General features: G+C 45.7%; 14 protein-coding genes and 1 pseudogene. 4 read left to right on the top strand and 11 right to left on the bottom strand.

Features of this window, described 5'->3' with window-relative positions; genetic code table 11:
• The first annotated feature begins 42 nt into the window (after nucleotides 1-42).
• Nucleotides 43-588, top strand: coding sequence for an adenine phosphoribosyltransferase (locus HRU69_15000; protein ID QOI98949.1), 546 nt, complete (start codon nucleotides 43-45; stop codon nucleotides 586-588).
• A gap of 30 nt (nucleotides 589-618) precedes the next feature.
• Complete coding sequence (locus HRU69_14995; protein QOI98708.1) at nucleotides 619-1,206, top strand: LON peptidase substrate-binding domain-containing protein; 588 nt, start codon at nucleotides 619-621, stop codon at nucleotides 1,204-1,206.
• Between the two features lie 44 nt (nucleotides 1,207-1,250).
• Here the strand turns inward: HRU69_14995 and HRU69_14990 are convergent, their stop codons facing one another.
• Nucleotides 1,251-4,049 (bottom strand): insulinase family protein, encoded by a 2,799-nt coding sequence (locus HRU69_14990; GenBank protein ID QOI98707.1) that lies wholly within the window; start codon nucleotides 4,047-4,049, stop codon nucleotides 1,251-1,253.
• A gap of 286 nt (nucleotides 4,050-4,335) precedes the next feature.
• On the opposite strand from HRU69_14990, the gene HRU69_14985 reads away from it, so the two are divergent.
• Together HRU69_14985 and HRU69_14980 are read left to right on the top strand one after the other, a co-directional pair.
• Complete coding sequence (locus HRU69_14985; protein QOI98706.1) at nucleotides 4,336-4,878, top strand: hypothetical protein; 543 nt, start codon at nucleotides 4,336-4,338, stop codon at nucleotides 4,876-4,878.
• A gap of 199 nt (nucleotides 4,879-5,077) precedes the next feature.
• Nucleotides 5,078-5,653, top strand: coding sequence for a hypothetical protein (locus HRU69_14980; GenBank protein QOI98705.1), 576 nt, complete (start codon nucleotides 5,078-5,080; stop codon nucleotides 5,651-5,653).
• Between the two features lie 40 nt (nucleotides 5,654-5,693).
• On the opposite strand, the gene HRU69_14975 is transcribed toward HRU69_14980, so the two are convergent.
• The 10 genes and pseudogenes from HRU69_14975 to HRU69_14930 form a co-directional block, all read right to left on the bottom strand.
• Nucleotides 5,694-6,656 (bottom strand): MCE family protein, encoded by a 963-nt coding sequence (locus tag HRU69_14975; protein ID QOI98704.1) that lies wholly within the window; start codon nucleotides 6,654-6,656, stop codon nucleotides 5,694-5,696.
• 9 nt (nucleotides 6,657-6,665) lie between these two features.
• Entirely contained in the window at nucleotides 6,666-7,406 is a 741-nt protein-coding gene (locus HRU69_14970) for an ATP-binding cassette domain-containing protein (GenBank protein ID QOI98703.1), read from the bottom strand.
• Nucleotides 7,396-8,166: an ABC transporter permease gene (locus HRU69_14965; GenBank protein ID QOI98702.1), complete on the bottom strand. Its 771-nt coding sequence runs from the start codon at nucleotides 8,164-8,166 to the stop codon at nucleotides 7,396-7,398. Before HRU69_14965 ends, HRU69_14970 begins: the two co-directional genes overlap by 11 nt.
• A gap of 90 nt (nucleotides 8,167-8,256) precedes the next feature.
• On the bottom strand, nucleotides 8,257-11,736 hold the full coding sequence (locus HRU69_14960; protein ID QOI98701.1) for a methylmalonyl-CoA mutase family protein: 3,480 nt from the start codon (nucleotides 11,734-11,736) through the stop codon (nucleotides 8,257-8,259).
• Nucleotides 11,737-11,824: 88 nt separating this feature from the next.
• The gene (locus tag HRU69_14955) at nucleotides 11,825-13,270 is read right to left on the bottom strand and encodes a serine hydrolase (protein QOI98700.1); all 1,446 of its coding nucleotides are present in this window, start codon (nucleotides 13,268-13,270) and stop codon (nucleotides 11,825-11,827) included.
• An 81-nt stretch (nucleotides 13,271-13,351) separates the two neighbouring features.
• Complete coding sequence (locus HRU69_14950; protein ID QOI98699.1) at nucleotides 13,352-13,981, bottom strand: DUF4412 domain-containing protein; 630 nt, start codon at nucleotides 13,979-13,981, stop codon at nucleotides 13,352-13,354.
• Between the two features lie 203 nt (nucleotides 13,982-14,184).
• Nucleotides 14,185-14,529, bottom strand: a pseudogene (locus HRU69_14945) (type II toxin-antitoxin system PemK/MazF family toxin).
• A gap of 682 nt (nucleotides 14,530-15,211) precedes the next feature.
• On the bottom strand, nucleotides 15,212-16,462 hold the full coding sequence (locus HRU69_14940; GenBank protein ID QOI98698.1) for a hypothetical protein: 1,251 nt from the start codon (nucleotides 16,460-16,462) through the stop codon (nucleotides 15,212-15,214).
• Entirely contained in the window at nucleotides 16,437-16,877 is a 441-nt protein-coding gene (locus HRU69_14935; protein QOI98697.1) for a Rieske 2Fe-2S domain-containing protein, read from the bottom strand. Before HRU69_14935 ends, HRU69_14940 begins: the two co-directional genes overlap by 26 nt.
• Nucleotides 16,877-18,079: a c-type cytochrome gene (locus tag HRU69_14930; GenBank protein QOI98696.1), complete on the bottom strand. Its 1,203-nt coding sequence runs from the start codon at nucleotides 18,077-18,079 to the stop codon at nucleotides 16,877-16,879. Before HRU69_14930 ends, HRU69_14935 begins: the two co-directional genes overlap by 1 nt.
• Nucleotides 18,080-18,159: the final 80 nt, after the last annotated feature.

Below are 18,159 nucleotides of genomic sequence, written 5' to 3'. Positions count from 1 at the left end.
CTAAAATTAGGTTACTTTAACCGGAATTTGTTTTTTGGCGATATGAATTTTGACAGGAATCTTAGTCAGCAACTGCGGGAGGCAATCCGCGATATTCCTGACTACCCCAAACCAGGCATTGTATTCAAGGATATTACCCCGGTACTGACTGACCCGGAGTTGATTACGCAGGTTATAGATGCATTGGTTAGGCATGCCCGAACCTTTAATGTGGATGCTATTGTGGCCATTGAAGCGCGTGGTTTTATATTCGGAGGAATGCTGGCCCACGCACTAAACCGCCCGTTTGTACCGGTACGCAAGGTGGGCAAGCTTCCGTACCGCACTATTTCAAGGGATTATGACCTGGAATATGGCTCGGCCACCGTTGAGATGCATGAAGATGCTATTTTAAAGGATTGGAATGTTTTAGTACACGATGACCTGCTGGCTACCGGAGGCACCGCGGCAGCGGCCGGTCGCCTCGTACAGCAGGCAGGCGGGCGCGTGGCCGGCTTTTCTTTTCTGATTAATCTCTCCTTTCTGCCGGGTGAGAAAAAACTGGTGTCCGAATTTGGTATAAACCCTTATTGCCTGGTTTCGTTTTAACCAAATGTTATATTGGTTGTTATACCCTGCATGAGCGAACTGACTACCATACCCATGTTTCCGCTGGCTATTTTGCCACTCCCGGGCGAGTTGGTGCCGTTGCACATTTTTGAGCCGCGGTATAAGCAGTTGCTGCAGGATGCCGAAAATTCCGACATCACATTTGGTATATTTTTTAATCATACACTGAATGAAGAAAAAATAGGATCGCTGATGAAGCTGGAAAGTGTGATCAAGCGCTATCCTGGTGGTGAATCGGACATTATTGTTAAATGTGTGGATGTATTCAGTATGGAAACACTATTCCGCACGTTCCGGTCGAAGATGTACCCGGGGGGTGATGTGCGTTTCTGGCGGGTTGATCTGAACGAACTGGCAGGAGGGAAGCTGAGTGAATTATTTCAGCAATACATGAGTCAGCGCAAAATCACACGGCATCAGGGGTTCTTCAGTTTATACGATGTAGCCAATCAACTGAGTCTTGATATTTCGGAGCGGTACCGGTTTTTGTTAAGTGATCACTCCGGACGGCAGCGATTTTTAACGCAGAAAATAAAATTCCAGCAGTATATCCTCGATCGGGAATATCAAAGCCGCGATTCGTATCATTTAAATTAAAAAAGGGGCTCAAGGCCCCTTTCTCGTTACTAACTTTTATATAATCACTTTCCTTCCGCTTTGGCTTTGGCCTTAGCGAAATCGCCAGCTTTTATAATATTAATTTTTGATGGATCAAGATGCTTCTTCATGGCGGCATTCACCTGTTCAACCGTTACTGCACTCACTGCTTTTTCAAGGTTTTCATCCCAGGCCAGTGTGCGGCCCAGAAACATACCGTTATTTAGGGTGCTTGCCAGGCTCTGATCCTGCGCCCGGCTTACCGTGCGCTGTTGTAACCACCCTGATTTGGCAGCAGCTACTTCTTCGGCTGTAAAGCCTTCAGTCACCACTTTTTTAACTTCTTCCATAAAAGCCGCTTCCAGTTTCCCGGCATTTTCAGGAGCGTAAATGGCAAAAGCGGTAAACGAGGAGGCGTTATCCAATGAGCCCACGTTTACATTTGAACCCACTCCGTAACTGATGCCTTCTTTTTGCCGGATGCGCACCGCCAGCCGGGAGTTGAGGAAGCCGCCACCCAACATGTAGTGGCCGATGAGTAAGGCCGGGTAGTCCGGGTTGTCGTCTTTCAGTTCAAAATTGTAACCGGCAATAAACATGGCATTGGCTTTATCCGGGGTTTCGATGGATTCATTAATTACAGAAACCGGAATTACTTTATTCTCAATCCGCTTGTATGGGGCCGGTGACTTCCAGTTGCCGAAATTGTCGGAAATTAGTTTTTTAATCTCGGCTTCATCAAAATCGCCCACTACGCTTACGGTTGTGCCGCTGGTGAATCCGTAGAACGATTTATAGAAAGCCTTTACGTCATCCAGTTTCAATGCCTTGATGGAGGCTACCGATTCATCGAAAGTTTCTACATAGCGCGGATCTTGTTTCGGGTACGGATTGATGTGGCGCTGAAAACGATTCGGGGCGATGGCCTGTGGTTCACTTCGCTGCGATTCGATGGTGGCCAGTTGTTCATTTTTTAGTTTTTCAAATTCATCGGCAGGGAAGGACGGGTCTTTCAGCACCGTGGCCACCAGGTTAATGGTTTCGGCCAGGTTCGGCCTTGTTGTTTCGATAGAAACGGTTACAATCCGCGAAGAGCCAAAGAAAAATACATTGGCTTTCAGCCGGTCGAATTCATCTTTAATCTGCTGGCGGGTTAACTTGGATGTTCCCTTGTCGAGCATGCCGGCAGCAAATTGGCCGGCTGTGTTTTTGCCGGGCAGCGATTTTTCATCGCCTAACCGGATGGTGATGTTCATACGGACTGACTCACCACGCGTTTTCTTGGGCAGCAGGGCCACTTTAGCTTCGTTGGGTAATGTAAAGCGTGTGGTGCGCGATTCGATGTTGGCAGGCGAAGGATCAAAGGCTTCGCCCTGGGCCACGTTCTGTTTTCCCTTGTAATTTTTTACCAGTTCATCCACATCCGGAGCGGCCGGTATCTCGGCCCGATCGGGTTTTTCCGTTGGAATAAATAACCCGATTGTGCGGTTATCCGGTTTAAGGTAGTGGGCAGCTACGCGCGCTACATCTTCTACCGTTACGGCTGCAACCCGGTCGCGGGTGAGATGCAGCAACCGCCAGTCGCCAGCGCCAATGGCTTCGCTTAATGCGAGGCCCACCTGTTCTGAAGAGTTGAACATCAGGTCAACCTGCTTGGCAATTTCTGCTTTGGCTCTGTCCACTTCTTCTTTGGTGGGCGGATTTTTAGCAACATCATCAAGTGCTTTAATCATGGCAGCACGGGCATCTTCCAGCGGTTTTTCCTTCAGTACTTCGGCATAGTTCAGCAGTAGCCCGGGCTCCTTCCACTGAAAACTGAATGAGCCGGCAGAACTTGCCTTTTTGGTATCGACAAGTGCTTTGTACAGGCGGCCGGAGGGTTCAGTACCGAGTACATTAGCCAACACGTCAACGGCAGCATAATCGGTATGCGATCCGGGAGGGATCCGGTAGGCGACCATCACCAGTTGTACATCGCCAACCCTGCGTACTGTTACGGTGCGTTCGCCATCCTGAACCGGATCGGCTGTGTAGGTGGGTTCAATTACCCGAACCGGTTTTGGAATAACCCCGAAGTACTGGTTAACCAGGTCAAGCGTTTTGCCTTCTTCAAACTTGCCGGCCACAACCAGTACGGCATTATCGGGTTGGTAATATTTTCTGTAAAAAGCCTGCAGGCGGTCAATCGAAACGTTTTCAATATCAGACCGTGCGCCAATGGTTGATTTGCCGTAATTGTGCCAGTCGTAGGCAGCGCCCATGGTACGTTGCATGGTAACCCTGAACGGGCTGTTTTCTCCTGCTTCAAATTCGTTGCGCACCACTGTCATTTCACTTTCCAGATCCTTCTTGGCGATAAAACTGTTCACCATGCGGTCGGCCTCCAGGTCAAGGGCCCATTTCAGGTTTTCTTCGGTGGCATTAAAGGTTTCGAAGTAGTTGGTGCGGTCAACCCAGGTGGTGCCGTTGGGCCGGGCACCGTGTTCGGTGAGTTCCTGCGGAATGTTGGGATGGCGCGGGGTACCCTTAAATACGAGGTGCTCCAGCAGGTGGGCCATGCCGGTTTCACCGTAGTTTTCGTGCTTGGAGCCCACCATGTAGGTAATGTTAACGGTAATGGTTTGTTTACTCGGATCAGGGAATAACAGTACGCGCAGGCCGTTGTGAAGTTTGTATTCTGTAATGCCTTCCACGGTGGTTACTTTAACCGGTGGCGGTATCTGCATTTTTACTTCAGTAACTGGTGCGGGCTGGGTTTCAGCAGGCTTGGCTTTCTTTTTCTGGGCAGCCAATGGCACAACCAGCAGCACCATGGTCAGGGTAATTAATACACGGTATCTCATAGTTTTTAATTATTAAGGTGATGAAAGTAGTTTATCGGCCGTGGAAAAGCAAACCTGCTTGGTTAAGATAATACGGTGTCCGGAAGCGGCACAAGGGTTCGGGTATGAACAACTTTTAAAAGATTGTTGTGAATGATACAACAAAAATTTGTGATCACCGTTTTAAGCCGCGCTTTATTGGCCACAAAGACCCAAATGCCATATTTTTCATTTAACAATTTTTTGATGTTTATACTGCAACTTCAACTGGTAAATCACCGTCTTACGGTTATCAATTTTATATCGTATGAAAAAAGCCAGTTTAATTTTTTGCTTACTCACCATGGCAGCGGGTGTAACAGTTGCTGCCGGTATGGATGATCCTGTTTTTTCCGGAGTAACTATTGTTAAAAGCTCATCGGTTATTAAAGTATTTTATTCGGCTGACGATAGCCGATACGCTAAGGTATCAATCCTCGACAGCAAGGGTAACATTATTTTTTATGATGTGGTAAAGGCCCGAAAAGGATTTAAGAAGGCATACCATGTTGATAATCTGTTGCCAGGTCAATACGAGATTCGTGTTACAGGCAGCAACGGCAGTCAGTCGCAGTTGTTTGAAGTTACTGCTGTTCAGGCTGCGCCCTATTCGGTTGTCCGGCTCCGGCAGCCGGGTAAGTACCTGGTGAGTATTCCTTCCGGTAAGGCCCGTGTGGCGCGCATTAATGTGTTTGATGAGGAGTTAAACCTGCTATACAGCCGTATTGAAAAACTTAACGGTGATTTTGCCAAAGTGTATCATGTTAAAGGCGGCTCCGGAATCGCCCATATCACGGTAAGCGGACTTTAGCAGGATGATGCAAACGTTTTCGTTACAAATAACAGGTACTTCGCTGTTTGTGCTGACTTTTTAAGTAAGATTCTATCAAGAACAGCCGGTGCGTGCAGCGCAATCGTTTTTTTAATTTAAAAATCAGGTTTCCTTACAACAAGCCAACCTTACCTTAAAGGCTGCCGTATTTTTGCACTGAAAACAAAAGTTTAAAATTATGAAAGCAAGATTATTTTTTATTGTTGCAGCAGTTGCTGTGGCCTCAGTAGCTTCAGCAACTGATTTGGTGAACCGGCAATTTGCCGTAGTGGAGCGGGGCAACGGTATCTTCAAGGTTATCTATGAAGGTAAGCAGTTGGCGGATGTGCAGATGACCATTATTAACCGATATGGTGAGGTTGTGCTTACCAAGGTATTCCGTAAGACCAATGGTTTTATTCTGCCGGTTAATTTTAATGGAATGAAAGAAGGCGACTACACCATTAAACTGGAAAGTGCTTCCGGTAAGTATTCAAAGACTATTCAATATAAAGTAAACCGTGCACGAAGCAACGAAGCACCGGTAGTTCATGTAACCAGACTTGGCACTGCAAACCGGTATTTGCTATCCATTCAGGGAAATAGCCCCGAAAAACTTGATATCCGCGTGCTGGATAAGGCCATGAACACGCTTTACCACGATTCGCGTGTAATTGGCTATGCCGGAATTGTGTTTAACCTGAAAGATTTAATCGGCTCTCCGATATTTAAAATCACCACCGCCTCCGGTGAACAGGTGCTTGTGAAGAAGTAAGTGTTTTACCGGTACTGAAGTGAGTGCACCAAGGTGCAACTCACTTCTTTTTTTCTTTCTCTTTGAAGTATTTTTTAAGGAAAGCGCTTCGTTGCATAGCCTCCATGGTTTCATTGAATTTAACGGTTCCGTCTCTTATCGCCTCAATGGATTTTTTCAGGTTGCCGGCCATGGCAGTATCGTAAACAAGTGTGTGCAGTGTTCCCCTGCCTGATTTTATTTCCTGGAGCATCAGTTGAAGTGTATCAGTTACTGCCTGGAGTTTTTTGCCGGTCATCTGTAAATTGGCCATTGTGGCTTTAACCTGGTGTTGAGTAAGGGTGTCGTTTAACAGCCATCCTGCTGCACCGCGCCCTTGATTGACTTCAGTGGTAATCCGGCTAATCTGTGTAACCAACCGGTTTGTTTTCTCGGTGGTCTCACGCAGGTTGCGGGCCATCCGCTGGATTTCATTTCGAAGCAGGGTATCATAGAGTAATGAAGCCACAGTGCCTTTGCCACGTTTTACCTGACGCGTAATTTCCAATAAATCAAACGTAAGCATGGCGGCATTCTCGTTGGTAACATTCAGGGTTTGAAGGATATCATCGGTTTTTATGGGACTATACGTTTTGATTAGATCGTTATCATGCACCACGGTTCCTCGTTCACTGCCGGGCGAGATGTTTACCAGCATATTTCCCATGAGTCCATCGGTACCAATGCTGGCGTGGGCATCGTGTTTTATGTAGGGCCTCATACTTTCCTTCAGGCGCATTTCAACTTCAATAACGGTGTCGTGCAGAATGGAAATTTTTGTTACCGATCCGATAGTGATTCCGGAAAAGCGCACATTGTTACCCGGCTGCAGCCCGCTGACGTTGTTGAATTGGGCCCGGACTTTAAATGTTTGACTGAACATATTTTGTTTCTGGCCAATCAGGTAAACGGCAATGGTAAACAAGGCGGCTCCAACGGTAACGAGAATTCCGAGGCGGATAGTGCGAACAGTTGTGTTTTCCATAAGTATTATTTAAGCAAAAAAAGCTTTCACGGGTTCATCAGCCGATTGGCTTAACTTTTCAAAAGTTGATTCGGCATAATTTATACCATCGTGCAGAATAATCATCCGGTTGCCGGTAATGCGCGCACAGGCAAGGTCGTGTGTGATAATAATAGACGAAGCCTTATAGAGTTCTTTTATGTTGTTCATCAGGCTGCTTATTTCCTTGCCGGTAACCGGGTCCAGTCCGCTGGTGGGCTCATCGTACAGAATAATTTTGGGCCGCATAATTATGGTGCGGGCAAGCGCTACCCTTTTTTTCATGCCGCCCGAAAGTTCAGCAGGCATCATATCGATGGCATGCAAAAGCCCTACATTTTCAAGCGCTTCCTGTACCAGTTTGTTGCGGTCGCTTCCGCGAAGTTTTTCAGAATGCCTCCGCAACGGGAATTCCAGATTTTCGCGAACGGTCATGGAGTCGTACAGGGCGCTTCCCTGAAATTGAAAGCCCACATCCATCCGGAGCCGGTCAAGTTCTTTTTGGTTTAACTCCGGAATATTTTTTCCAAGCACCAGCAGTTTTCCTTTATCAACAGGTAACAAGCCAATAATGCATTTAATAAGCACCGACTTTCCTGAACCCGACTTGCCCATTACAACCACATTTTCTTCCGGAAACAGTTTCATTGAAAAGCCCTTCAGTACCTGATTAGCACCAAAGGCCTTCCACAGTTTGTCAACTTCAATTACCGGTTTTCCATCATAACTCATAAAAGATATCGGTTATCAGTACTGCAATAAAATCAAGTACGAATACCAGCATGGAACTGATAACTACTGCAGCATTGGCTGTGCGGCCCACGCCTTCGGTTCCTTTTTTTGATGTAAACCCTTTATAACAACCCACAATACCGATGGCCAATCCGAAGAAAAAAGATTTCGAGACCGAAGGGATAAGATCGCCAAACCGGAGATACTCAAATACTTTGCTGAAATACAACTGATAGCTCACGCCTCCTTTTAAATGCTCCACTAATGATGAACCAAGCAGGCTGATGAAATCGGCCAGCACAACCAGCACGGGTAACATTAAAATGCACGCAGTAACCCGCGTAATAACCAGGTACTTAAACGGGTTGGTACCGGAAACTTCCATGGCATCGATCTGCTCGGTTACTTTCATAGAAGCCAGTTCGGCTCCGATGCCGGAACCAATTTTACCCGCACAGATTAGTGCAGTAACTACCGGGCCTATTTCGCGAACAATGGCAATGCCCACCATGCTGGGCATCCATGACTCAGCTCCAAACTCGATTAACGTGGGACGCGTTTGAAGGGTAAGCACGATGCCCATGATAAACCCCGTTAGCCCAACCAGCGTAAGCGATTTGTTTCCAATCAGGTAACATTGCCTGAGTAGTTCTTTAAACTCGTAAGGCGGAAGAAGAAATTCACGGAAATACCGGGCGGTAAACAGTGCTAACTCACCGGTTTCGGCAAAATAGTTTTTAAGTGCGTGCAGGCCGGGCATATACTAAAAATAGTGAACACCCGGTTGAGCAACTATGATGGATATCAGGTAGGCAGGTGACTTTTAAAGCCTAAACAATTGTTACCTGTCCTACATGTTTCTCCGGTATTGGCCGCCTACTTCAAACAGCGATCTGGTTATCTGGCCGAGGGAACAAACTTTGGCCGCTTCCATCAGTTCTTCAAAGATGTTTTTGTTTTGGATGGCGGCATGTTGAACGCGTTCCAGCATTACCGGTGCTTTATCGGCATAAAAATGGTGCAGGTTGCGCAGCATGGCAATCTGGTATTCTTTTTCTTCGGTAGTGGCGCGGATAACCTCTTGCGGTAATACCGTGGGAGAACCTTTTGAACTTAAAAAAGTATTAACCCCGATTATCGGGTATTCTCCGGTATGCTTCAGCGTTTCGTAATACAAACTTTCTTCCTGAATTTTGCCACGCTGGTACATCGTTTCCATAGCGCCCAGTACGCCACCGCGTTCGGTGATGCGATCAAATTCCGATAGCACCGCTTCTTCTACAAGGTCAGTCAGTTCTTCAATAATAAATGAGCCCTGCAAAGGATTTTCATTTTTAGCTAAACCCAACTCTTTATTTATAATGAGCTGAATAGCCATTGCCCTGCGCACGCTCTCCTCAGTGGGTGTGGTAATTGCTTCATCGTACGCATTGGTGTGAAGCGAATTGCAGTTATCGTATATCGCATAAAGGGCCTGCAACGTGGTGCGGATGTCGTTGAAATCAATTTCCTGGGCATGCAGCGAACGGCCGGAGGTCTGGATGTGGTACTTCAGCATCTGCGAGCGAGCATCGGCACCGTATTTATGCTTTAGCGCTTTAGCCCAGATTCTCCGGGCCACCCGGCCGATGACGGCATATTCCGGGTCAACACCGTTGCTGAAGAAGAAGGAGAGGTTCGGGGCAAAGGCGTTAATGTCCATCCCTCGGCTTAAATAGTACTCTACATAGGTGAACCCATTGGCTAATGTAAAGGCTACTTGTGTTATCGGATTGGCACCCGCTTCGGCAATGTGATAACCGGAAATGGAAACGGAATAAAAATTCCTGACTTTCTTGTCAATAAAATATTGCTGCACATCGCCCATCAGGCGAAGGGCAAACTCGGTAGAGAAGATACACGTGTTTTGGGCCTGATCTTCTTTTAAAATATCTGCCTGTACCGTACCGCGCACCTGCATTAACGTATCGGTCTTGATTTTTTCGTAAACGTCTTTCGGTAATACCTGGTCTCCGGTAACACCCAGTAACATCAATCCTAAACCGTCATTGCCTTTTGGGAGCGGCCCCTGGTAAGCGGGGCGTTCATTTTCACGGCCTTTGTAAAGCGCAGCGATTTTTTTCTTTACGTCTTCTTCCAGGCCATTCTTGCGGATATAAATCTCGCATTGCTGGTCGATGGCCGCATTCATAAAATAGGCCAGCAACATCGGTGCCGGACCGTTAATAGTCATCGATACCGATGTTTTGGGGTCGGCCAGGTTAAAGCCGCTGTAGAGTTTCTTGGCATCGTCCAGGCAACAAATGCTCACGCCTGAGTTGCCGATTTTGCCGTAAATATCCGGTCGGTAGTCTGGATCATTTCCATACAGTGTTACCGAGTCGAAAGCGGTGGATAGTCGTTTGGCCGGCATGGCCAATGAAACATAGTGGAATCTTCGGTTAGTCCTTTCCGGCCCGCCTTCACCGGCAAACATACGGGTGGGGTCTTCACCCTCGCGTTTGAAGGGATAGATACCCGCGGTATATGGGAACTCGCCCGGCACATTTTCCTGTAAACTCCAGCGCAGCAAATCGCCCCAGCTTGAGTATTTTGGAAGCGTAACTTTTGGAACTTGTGTATGAGCCAGTGATTCGGTGTGGGTTTGAATACCAATTTCTTTGTCGCGTACCTTGAATTTGAAAATGGGCTCTTTGTATTTTTTTACCTTTTCGCTCCACGCTTCAATCAGTTGCAGGTTTTTGGGGTCGAGGTTTAGTTTAATCTTATCGAATTCGGCCTGCAATACTTTTACAATATCATTCTGAGGTGACAGAGCCACCGGAGATTCTTCTTTTGCCATACGAGATTCCTTGTTTACGCTCGGAATACCAGTCAGCGATTCGATAGTTTTACTGATGGCATACAGTTTTTCGGCTACTTTAACCTGCTCGGTAACCCATTCATCGTACTTGCGGTTGTTTTCAGAAATTTCGCTTAGATAGCGGGTACGGTGAGGAGGTATAACAAACACCTTTTCCGACATTTCGCGAGTGATTTCAAAGGATGAATGGAATTGAGCACCGGTTTTACCGGCAATCTTATCAATAATGTATTTGTACAATTGATTGGTGCCCGGATCGTTGAACTGCGAAGCAATAGTTCCGAATACGGGCATCTCTTCGGGCTTTTTATCCCAAAGCTGGTGGTTGCGCTGGTATTGCTTCTTTACATCGCGAAGCGCATCCAGTGCACCCCGTTTATCAAACTTATTCAGTGCGATTACATCGGCAAAATCGAGCATGTCGATTTTTTCAAGTTGTGTAGCGGCTCCGTATTCAGGCGTCATCACATACAGCGAAACATCGCTGTGGTCTAAAATTTCCGTATCGCTTTGCCCGATGCCCGAGGTTTCAAGAATGATTAAGTCAAACCCCGCTGCTTTCAAAACCTGTATGGCTTCTTTTACATAAGCCGATAACGCCAGGTTAGACTGGCGCGTGGCCAGGGAGCGCATGTACACACGCGGGTTGTTAATGGCATTCATCCGGATGCGGTCGCCCAGCAAGGCCCCACCGGTTTTTCGTTTGGAGGGATCGACCGACAACAGGCCAACGGTCTTATCTTTAAAGTCAAGTAAAAACCGCCTTACAATTTCATCCACCATTGATGATTTTCCGGCACCACCTGTGCCGGTTATTCCAAGAACAGGGGCTTTTGATGCAGCCGCCTTTTTGTTGAGATCGCTAAAAAAATTCTTGTGTTCTTCGTAGTAATTTTCGGCAGCCGATATGGCCTGGGCAATTTGAAGGTGGTTATGGGTTGTTAATTGTTCGTTATTCGAAATTGTTTTACCGGTTGGGTAATCACTCTTTTGCACCAGGTCATTAATCATTCCCTGAAGGCCCATGGCGCGGCCGTCATCCGGTGAATAAATGCGGGTAATGCCGTATGCCATCAGTTCCTTGATCTCATCAGGCAGAATTACCCCACCACCGCCACCAAAAATTTTAATGTGCCCTGCGCCTTTTTCCCTGAGCAGGTCGTACATGTATTTAAAGTATTCCATATGCCCGCCCTGGTAGCTGGTCATGGCGATGGCCTGAGCATCTTCCTGGATGGCCGTGTTCACCACTTCTTCCACGCTGCGGTCGTGCCCAAGGTGGATGACTTCGCACCCCGTAGCCTGGATGATTCTGCGCATGATGTTGATGGCCGCATCGTGTCCATCAAACAGGCTGGCGGCCGTTACAATACGTACCTTGTTTTTAGGCTTATAAGGTTCGGGAGGCTGATGGCCGGCCAGGTTGGGTTTATCAGTTTTTTTTTGGGTTATTGTTTCCGTAGGCATGGGCATTCCTTAAGCAAGCCCAAAAATACAGACTGGCTCAGGATTTCACTAACGGCAGTTAGGTTATACTTAACTGTTTCGGTTCTTCCTAATTAATATTGTTAACCAGGGAAGCCAATGCTTGGCCCAATGCGCGTGTACCGATGGCCGATCCGTTGAAATGGCCCATGCGCACTACCACCAGATTTTTATCGGGAATAATGACGGTGTACTGCCCACCGGCACCGGCTGCGTAATAAGCTTTTTCTTTGATGGGAAAGGTATCGATATTGATCCAGAAGAAACCGCCATATTCTGGTTTCTCCCAGCCGGGTGCTGGCGATGAAACAAAATCAATAAATCCTTCCGGCAGCAGACGCTCTCCGTTCCAAACGCCATCCTGCAGGCATAATAGGCCTAGCCGACCCCAGTTGCGTGCGGTGCCGTAGTCATACCCTGACAACAAAAAGTTTCCATACGGATCGGTTTCCAAAACCTGCTTGCGGATGCCGATTTTGTCGAACAGCTCCCGTTGCGGATAGGTATGATAAGGTAACCCGTTTTCTTCGCATGTCCTGCGAATGATGAAGCCGGCTGTAAGCGGATCGCAATTGCGATAGCGGCCGGTGCTTCCCACCGGGTATTGCAGGGGGCGCGAATAACTGTAGGTAAATGCATCAACCGCACCGGTGTAGATATACCAATGGTCGAGGTATTGTGTGTAAGTGCTTGCTTCGGGGTCGCGGTGTGCAAGGAAGTGAAGGCCGCTGCTCATCTGTAACAAATCTCTGATGCGTATTTCTTTTCGCGGGTCGCCTTCCTGCTGCCAGGCCGGAACGGGCGCGGGGTCATCCAGTTTAAAGTACCCCTGCTGAATCATCCGACCGATTAATAAAGCAGTAATGCTTTTCCCCATCGACCAGCTTTCCAGTTGCATGTTGGCATTCGCTTCATTGTCGTAACGTTCGGCAATGATCTTTCCGTTATGGATAACCAGGAAGGCGGCCGTGTAGGAATCTGGAGCGAAGGCGGTTTCAATGGCTTTATTTAGTGAATCGGAATGGAGGGGTAAACGTGGACTTGTTTTTTCAGGAGCATCGCCCATGGGCCATGCTTGCGTGGATGCTTCGGGCAATGTTGTAAGGATTACCGGTGGTGTGAAGGCAATGCCCTGTGGCGTATCGATGATGCAGCCGCAATCACCGGAATAGGTGGCTGACCTCCTTAACGTATCGTTGTAAATCAGCGCTACTGATTTTTTAGTTTGGTCGATAATATATTTCACACTGCTGTGCGCCTCTTTGGGCAGAAAAATGGTCATGCTGTGCACGATGGCCTCTTCGGGCCTTCTGCCGGAAACAAACAAAGCCGAGCAGAACACTTTGGCGCTGCCGGCCAGGCCGAGTTCAAGCGCGGTGCCCTGTGGTTTGGGTGTTTTATCGGGTGGTGAAAATTTTTGCGATTCGGCCACCGGGTCGGATGGCAGGGTTGTTTGCTTACGGCATGCCAATGCAACCAACGTGATGCATATAACAAGGAAGGTTTTTAATTTCATAGGGATGATGGTTGGTTAGGTTTAGGGTAATGACCTTAATCGGTGAACGGCCCCATTCCGGTAAATGATTGTCAGGTACAGTTAATCGGTTAGTTTTATGTCTGCCGGAACCGTAAAGTCGGCTGCAGTTAAATGTTGCTTTGAAACTTCGGTTGCAACGCTTGTCAGGATGTACCCATTTTTATGGTCAGTCATTACAAATTTCAAGCTTAAGGCTCCGCCAGTTGCTTTTAAATATTTATTCCATCCACCGAAGTTATGGTTAGCGAAATTCTCCGGGTTGGTCCTTATGGTTTTGTTAAAGTAGTACACTGTGGTTGTATTGTCTGTCTCCACTTGAACCGACTCACATTTGTAACCGGCAATTTTTTCCTTTTTGTTAAGGTTGGTTACTATAAACTTCTGCGAAGTCTGCATGGCGGCATCGTATTTTATGGCAGACTTGTCCTTATTGAAATAATAGTAGCTGTTTGTTTCACCGTTATATAACTGCATCAAGGCATTTTGTTCGTTGTGCGACTTGTAATTCCGGTTGTCAATGAAGTAGTGTTGCTCTCGTCCAAAATAGGGTGCTAACTGGTTGGTGATGTCGTTGCCTCTCAGGTCAGTAAATGAGTTTTTATAGAGAATTTTTCCAACAAAAGTATCCATGTCAGTACTGAAAGATGTTAATACAGTTGCCAGAATGATGAAGGATACTAATTTTTTCATTTTGTTTTTATTATTGTCGAGGTAACGTTTGTGTTTGCGACAGTGAGCGGAATAAGGAGCGCTAAAAAATGAAGCGCAGCGGAATGTTTAGCGCGACTTGCTCCGCAACTGTCCGCCTAAAGCGGACTAAGTTAAGAAACGAATTTCAATTGATACACAACACCCCGCAATTAAATAAACACGGTGTTAGCGTTTGTGCCGTTTTAGTCCAAGTCCAAAACAATTTTTAAATTCTCTCTAACTTTATCTGCTGTGTCGCTGTCCACTATTCCAACTTTTTTCACAAGTCGTTTGTTATCAATTGCTCTCACCTGGTCAATCATTATGTCACAGTCCTCCTTGAGTCCAAATTTTGATTTTTTCAAATGAACTCTCAATATTTCTGAGTCCGGCTTTACATTTGTCGTTATAGGGCAAACAATAGTCGATGGATGCTCTTTATTAAGCAAGTCTGTTTGGACAATAATGACAGGTCTGATTTTACCGGCCTCTGTCCCCATTCATGGATTGAGGTCGGCAATCCAGATTTCGAATTGCTTAATCTTCATCGTTCATTTTTTCAAACTCAGCCAAAACCTCTAATGAGTCCTTGGCAACGATTTTTGATTCTTTACTCAACTGTTTTGAAAGCAGCCTACGTCTATGAAGTCGATTGTAGAATTCGATAGCTTCGTTAATATACCTGTTCCGGTTCTTTTTTACTTTGGACACGATTTTCTCAGTCTCCTGAAAAATGTCGTCCTCAAGTTTTAATGAAAGATTTTTCATAGTATTACCTTTGTCCAAAGGTATATACTATTTAGATATACTTCCAAATTTATCGGAGCTGTCCACCGGCATGAACGCTAACGGTTCGGGGCTTGGCGAAGTGCGGGACTTTTAGCACTACACTTCAATCGAAGCACCAAAGTTCAAATTTAGCACAAATGTTCATACGAAGCACTTCACCCCGCATTTCGCCAAGCCCTTGTTAGCGGCTGTGGTTCTGTCGCTCGTGGTCAGTCGTTGTCAGGTTAGGGTCGCCTGTGTCGGGTTGCGTGTCGGGGGAAAAAATTAAAAAAGAAGGGAAGGAAAAATTTTTATCGGGTTGGAAAGGGGCAAGCTCTTTTGCAAACTTTGGTCTGTGTGTCGGCTTTGAGCGGTTTGCAAATGTGCTTGACCCTGTGCGGTTGCTGTCTTTCTTTACTCCAATAGTTCATTCAAGTTACCAAATTGTCCGATTAGTCATTTTTAAAAATAAGTCGAAAATCCAAATTGTATAACTCCTGTCAGGGCAGGTGGATTACCCAATAAATCCCTTTGTTGTTCATAGCGGTAATTGAACCGCAAAACGGTAGTGCCAACAGGACGGAAAGCGATTGACGGAACGATTGCCCAAATATCATCTGCAATGTTTCCGCCTGTTTCTTTGAATTTGTCTTGATTGTAGTCGGCATATTCCAAACGAACTCCCACATTTAGTTTCGCATTGTCCCAACCTAAAATTTTCCTTTTCAATACTGTGCCGACAATATCAATATAGCCACCGAATTGCTGTGTGCCGAATTGTTGTGTGTATGTTTCAGGAACGTCCACAAAAACTTTTGCCACTTCGCATGTAATATTCAGTCTGTTTTTGATAATAGAAGTATTGAAGTCAACAGCCAAAATACTTGCACTTCTTTTACTGTCTAATATCAATCCGTCTTGTTTCCATTTGTTGTAAACGCCTGTCATATAAGAAATACCCAACTCACCGATTTTTCGGTTGCGAATGGCAAGTTTCCCTGTGAACATTGGCAGTCCGCTATTGCTTTCTTCAAAACGTGCAGGATTTCTTTTTCCTGCTGCAAGCGATGTTCTGTTATCTTCATTGGAAATAATATTGTCGTCAAAGCCATTGGTCAGATATGCTTCGTAACCAAAAATCCAGCGTTTAACAAAGTATTTTCCGTGCAAGCCAAAGCCCGCATTCGATAGTGTAGAGGGAATAATCGTTGTGGCGGAAATTGGACGGTCAATAAAATCCCAATAAGGTCCATCGTGATTTTGGTTAAACGCCCCGATAGGGTTCATTACTATTCCGCCCCGCAAATTCAGCAACGGATGAAATTCTATATCCATTGCCGCAAATTCAATATTGATTTCTTTTGTGCCGTCTTCAAATTCAAGTTCGGAAAGGAACTTTATTTTTTTTGCAATGGTGGATGAGAAAAACAAAGTAAAACGCCTTGCCTGAAATGAAAAACCGTCTGAAATTCCGTCTGTTTGTGCGTATTGTGTATTGGCTTCCAGATAACCGCCAATAGCAATCGGCAATTTTCCTGCCGTAAGAAACGGACGGTTGTAAACGGCATCCATATTCAACCTTTGTTTAGAAGTATCGGCAGGAATACGTTGAATAAATTTAGTTGTATCGGTTTGTGCATTGCTGTTTGTGAAAGAGCAAAACAAGACTACAAAAATCAAACTTCTTTTAAAGATATATGTAAATGTTTTCATTGTCAGTTGAGATTTTGAAAGTTTGTAAATCTTGTTCTGCGGGTGGGTTTTGAACAACACCCTGATTGGTAAATTCGCTTCCGTGACAGGGACAAATCAGAAAATCGTCTTGTGCCTGTAACTCGCAACCTTTGTGAGTGCATTGCATCAACAAAGCGGAATAATTTTCTTCGTCTAATTTGTAAACGCAAATCGGGTAGCTGAATTTATCGTGTCGCACCAATACATATTTTCGCTGTATGGATTTGTCTTTCGTAACCTTTATAAATTCGGTTTTCGGAATGGTAATTTGATTATTTGCATAGCTCGTTTGTGCAAGGTAATTTGTGCCTGCACAGCTTTCAAGTAAAACGGTTAACGTTGTTCCTCCTAAACAGGCAAATCCGCAGGTTTTGATAAATTCTCTCCTATCCATTACAGTGATTTTAAGAATTTGATTAAAGCATCTTTGTCCGCTTGTGAAAGGTTTTGATATTGCGTTTTGCTGTTGGTTGCTTCGCCACCGTGCATTAATATAGCTTCTTCAATGCTTTTTGCTCTGCCATCGTGCATTAAAAAATATTGTCCGCCCTGTGAATTGGGCGAAAGTCCCAAACCCCAAAGCGGTGGCGTTCTCCATTCATACGTTTTTGCGTTACCCTCAGTGTAGCCGTCATCAAGCCCCGAACCCATATCGTGCAGCAATAAATCGGTGTAAGGATGAAATGTTTTGTATGAAAGCGCGGCAATGGGCGAATAGCCTGTTTTTAAAGTCGGTTTATGGCAACCTGCACAATTGATTTGATTGAAAATATTTTTGCCCTGAATTACTTGTGCATCATTTTGATTTCGCTGTATAGGGGCTTTCAGTGTTTGCAGGTAAAACACCACGTTGTGAATGGTTTGTGTTGAAACTTCGGGGTCAATCTCCAGTCCGCTGTAAACATCAACAGGATTAAAGAGCGAAGTAATTCCCATATCCTGATTGTAGGCATTTACGGTTTGCTGCAATAAATCATAAACGCTTGCTTTTTTCCCGAAACGCCCGATGTATTTTCCGCCTTGAGAAACAGCATTTTGACGTATGGCAACAAAAGCAGGAACATCAATCCAGTTTGGAACGCCCGAAATACCGTCTCCGTCCGCATCGTTCGGGTCAGCCATTGCAAGAATATCCGAATCGGAAACAAAGGTCAGAAAACCTAATCCTGTTACGGCAGGGGGAGTGAATTTTGAAAAGGTAGCTCCGGCAGGAATTTGTTCAGGGGTAAATCCGGGCAAAGCCCTATTTTGCAGTTGCGGGCCTCCCAAATGTAAAAACTGATTGCCTGTTTCATCTATCTGCCCGAAGCGGGTCAAGGTTGTAAAAGGATGTCCTTTGCCGTCTCCTGCGTGGCAGCTTCCGCAACTGTTAGCTACGAAAATAGGACCAAGTCCTGTTTGGGCTGTAAAAACCTCATCGTTAAACGCTATATCCCCCTTTAAAAATTGGGCATACTGCTGATTGCTCAAACCCTCCACAGGCCCGTCCAAAATTTCATCTTCGGCAGGTTCATGTGGAGCAAGCTTTTCACAGGAAACCATTATTGCCACCATCAGGCAAATGGTTGAGATAATGTATAGCTTTTTCTTATTCATCTTGATTACTATGATTGTTTGACTCTGCAAATATATAAATTAGATTAGGCTAACTAAATTATTCAGAAAATATTTTTCAA

The organism is Flammeovirgaceae bacterium, assembly GCA_015180985.1.
GTDB lineage: Bacteria > Bacteroidota > Bacteroidia > Cytophagales > Cyclobacteriaceae > UBA2336.
Note: the sequence above shows the minus strand (reverse complement) of the source record. Positions and strands in the feature narration are given on the sequence as shown.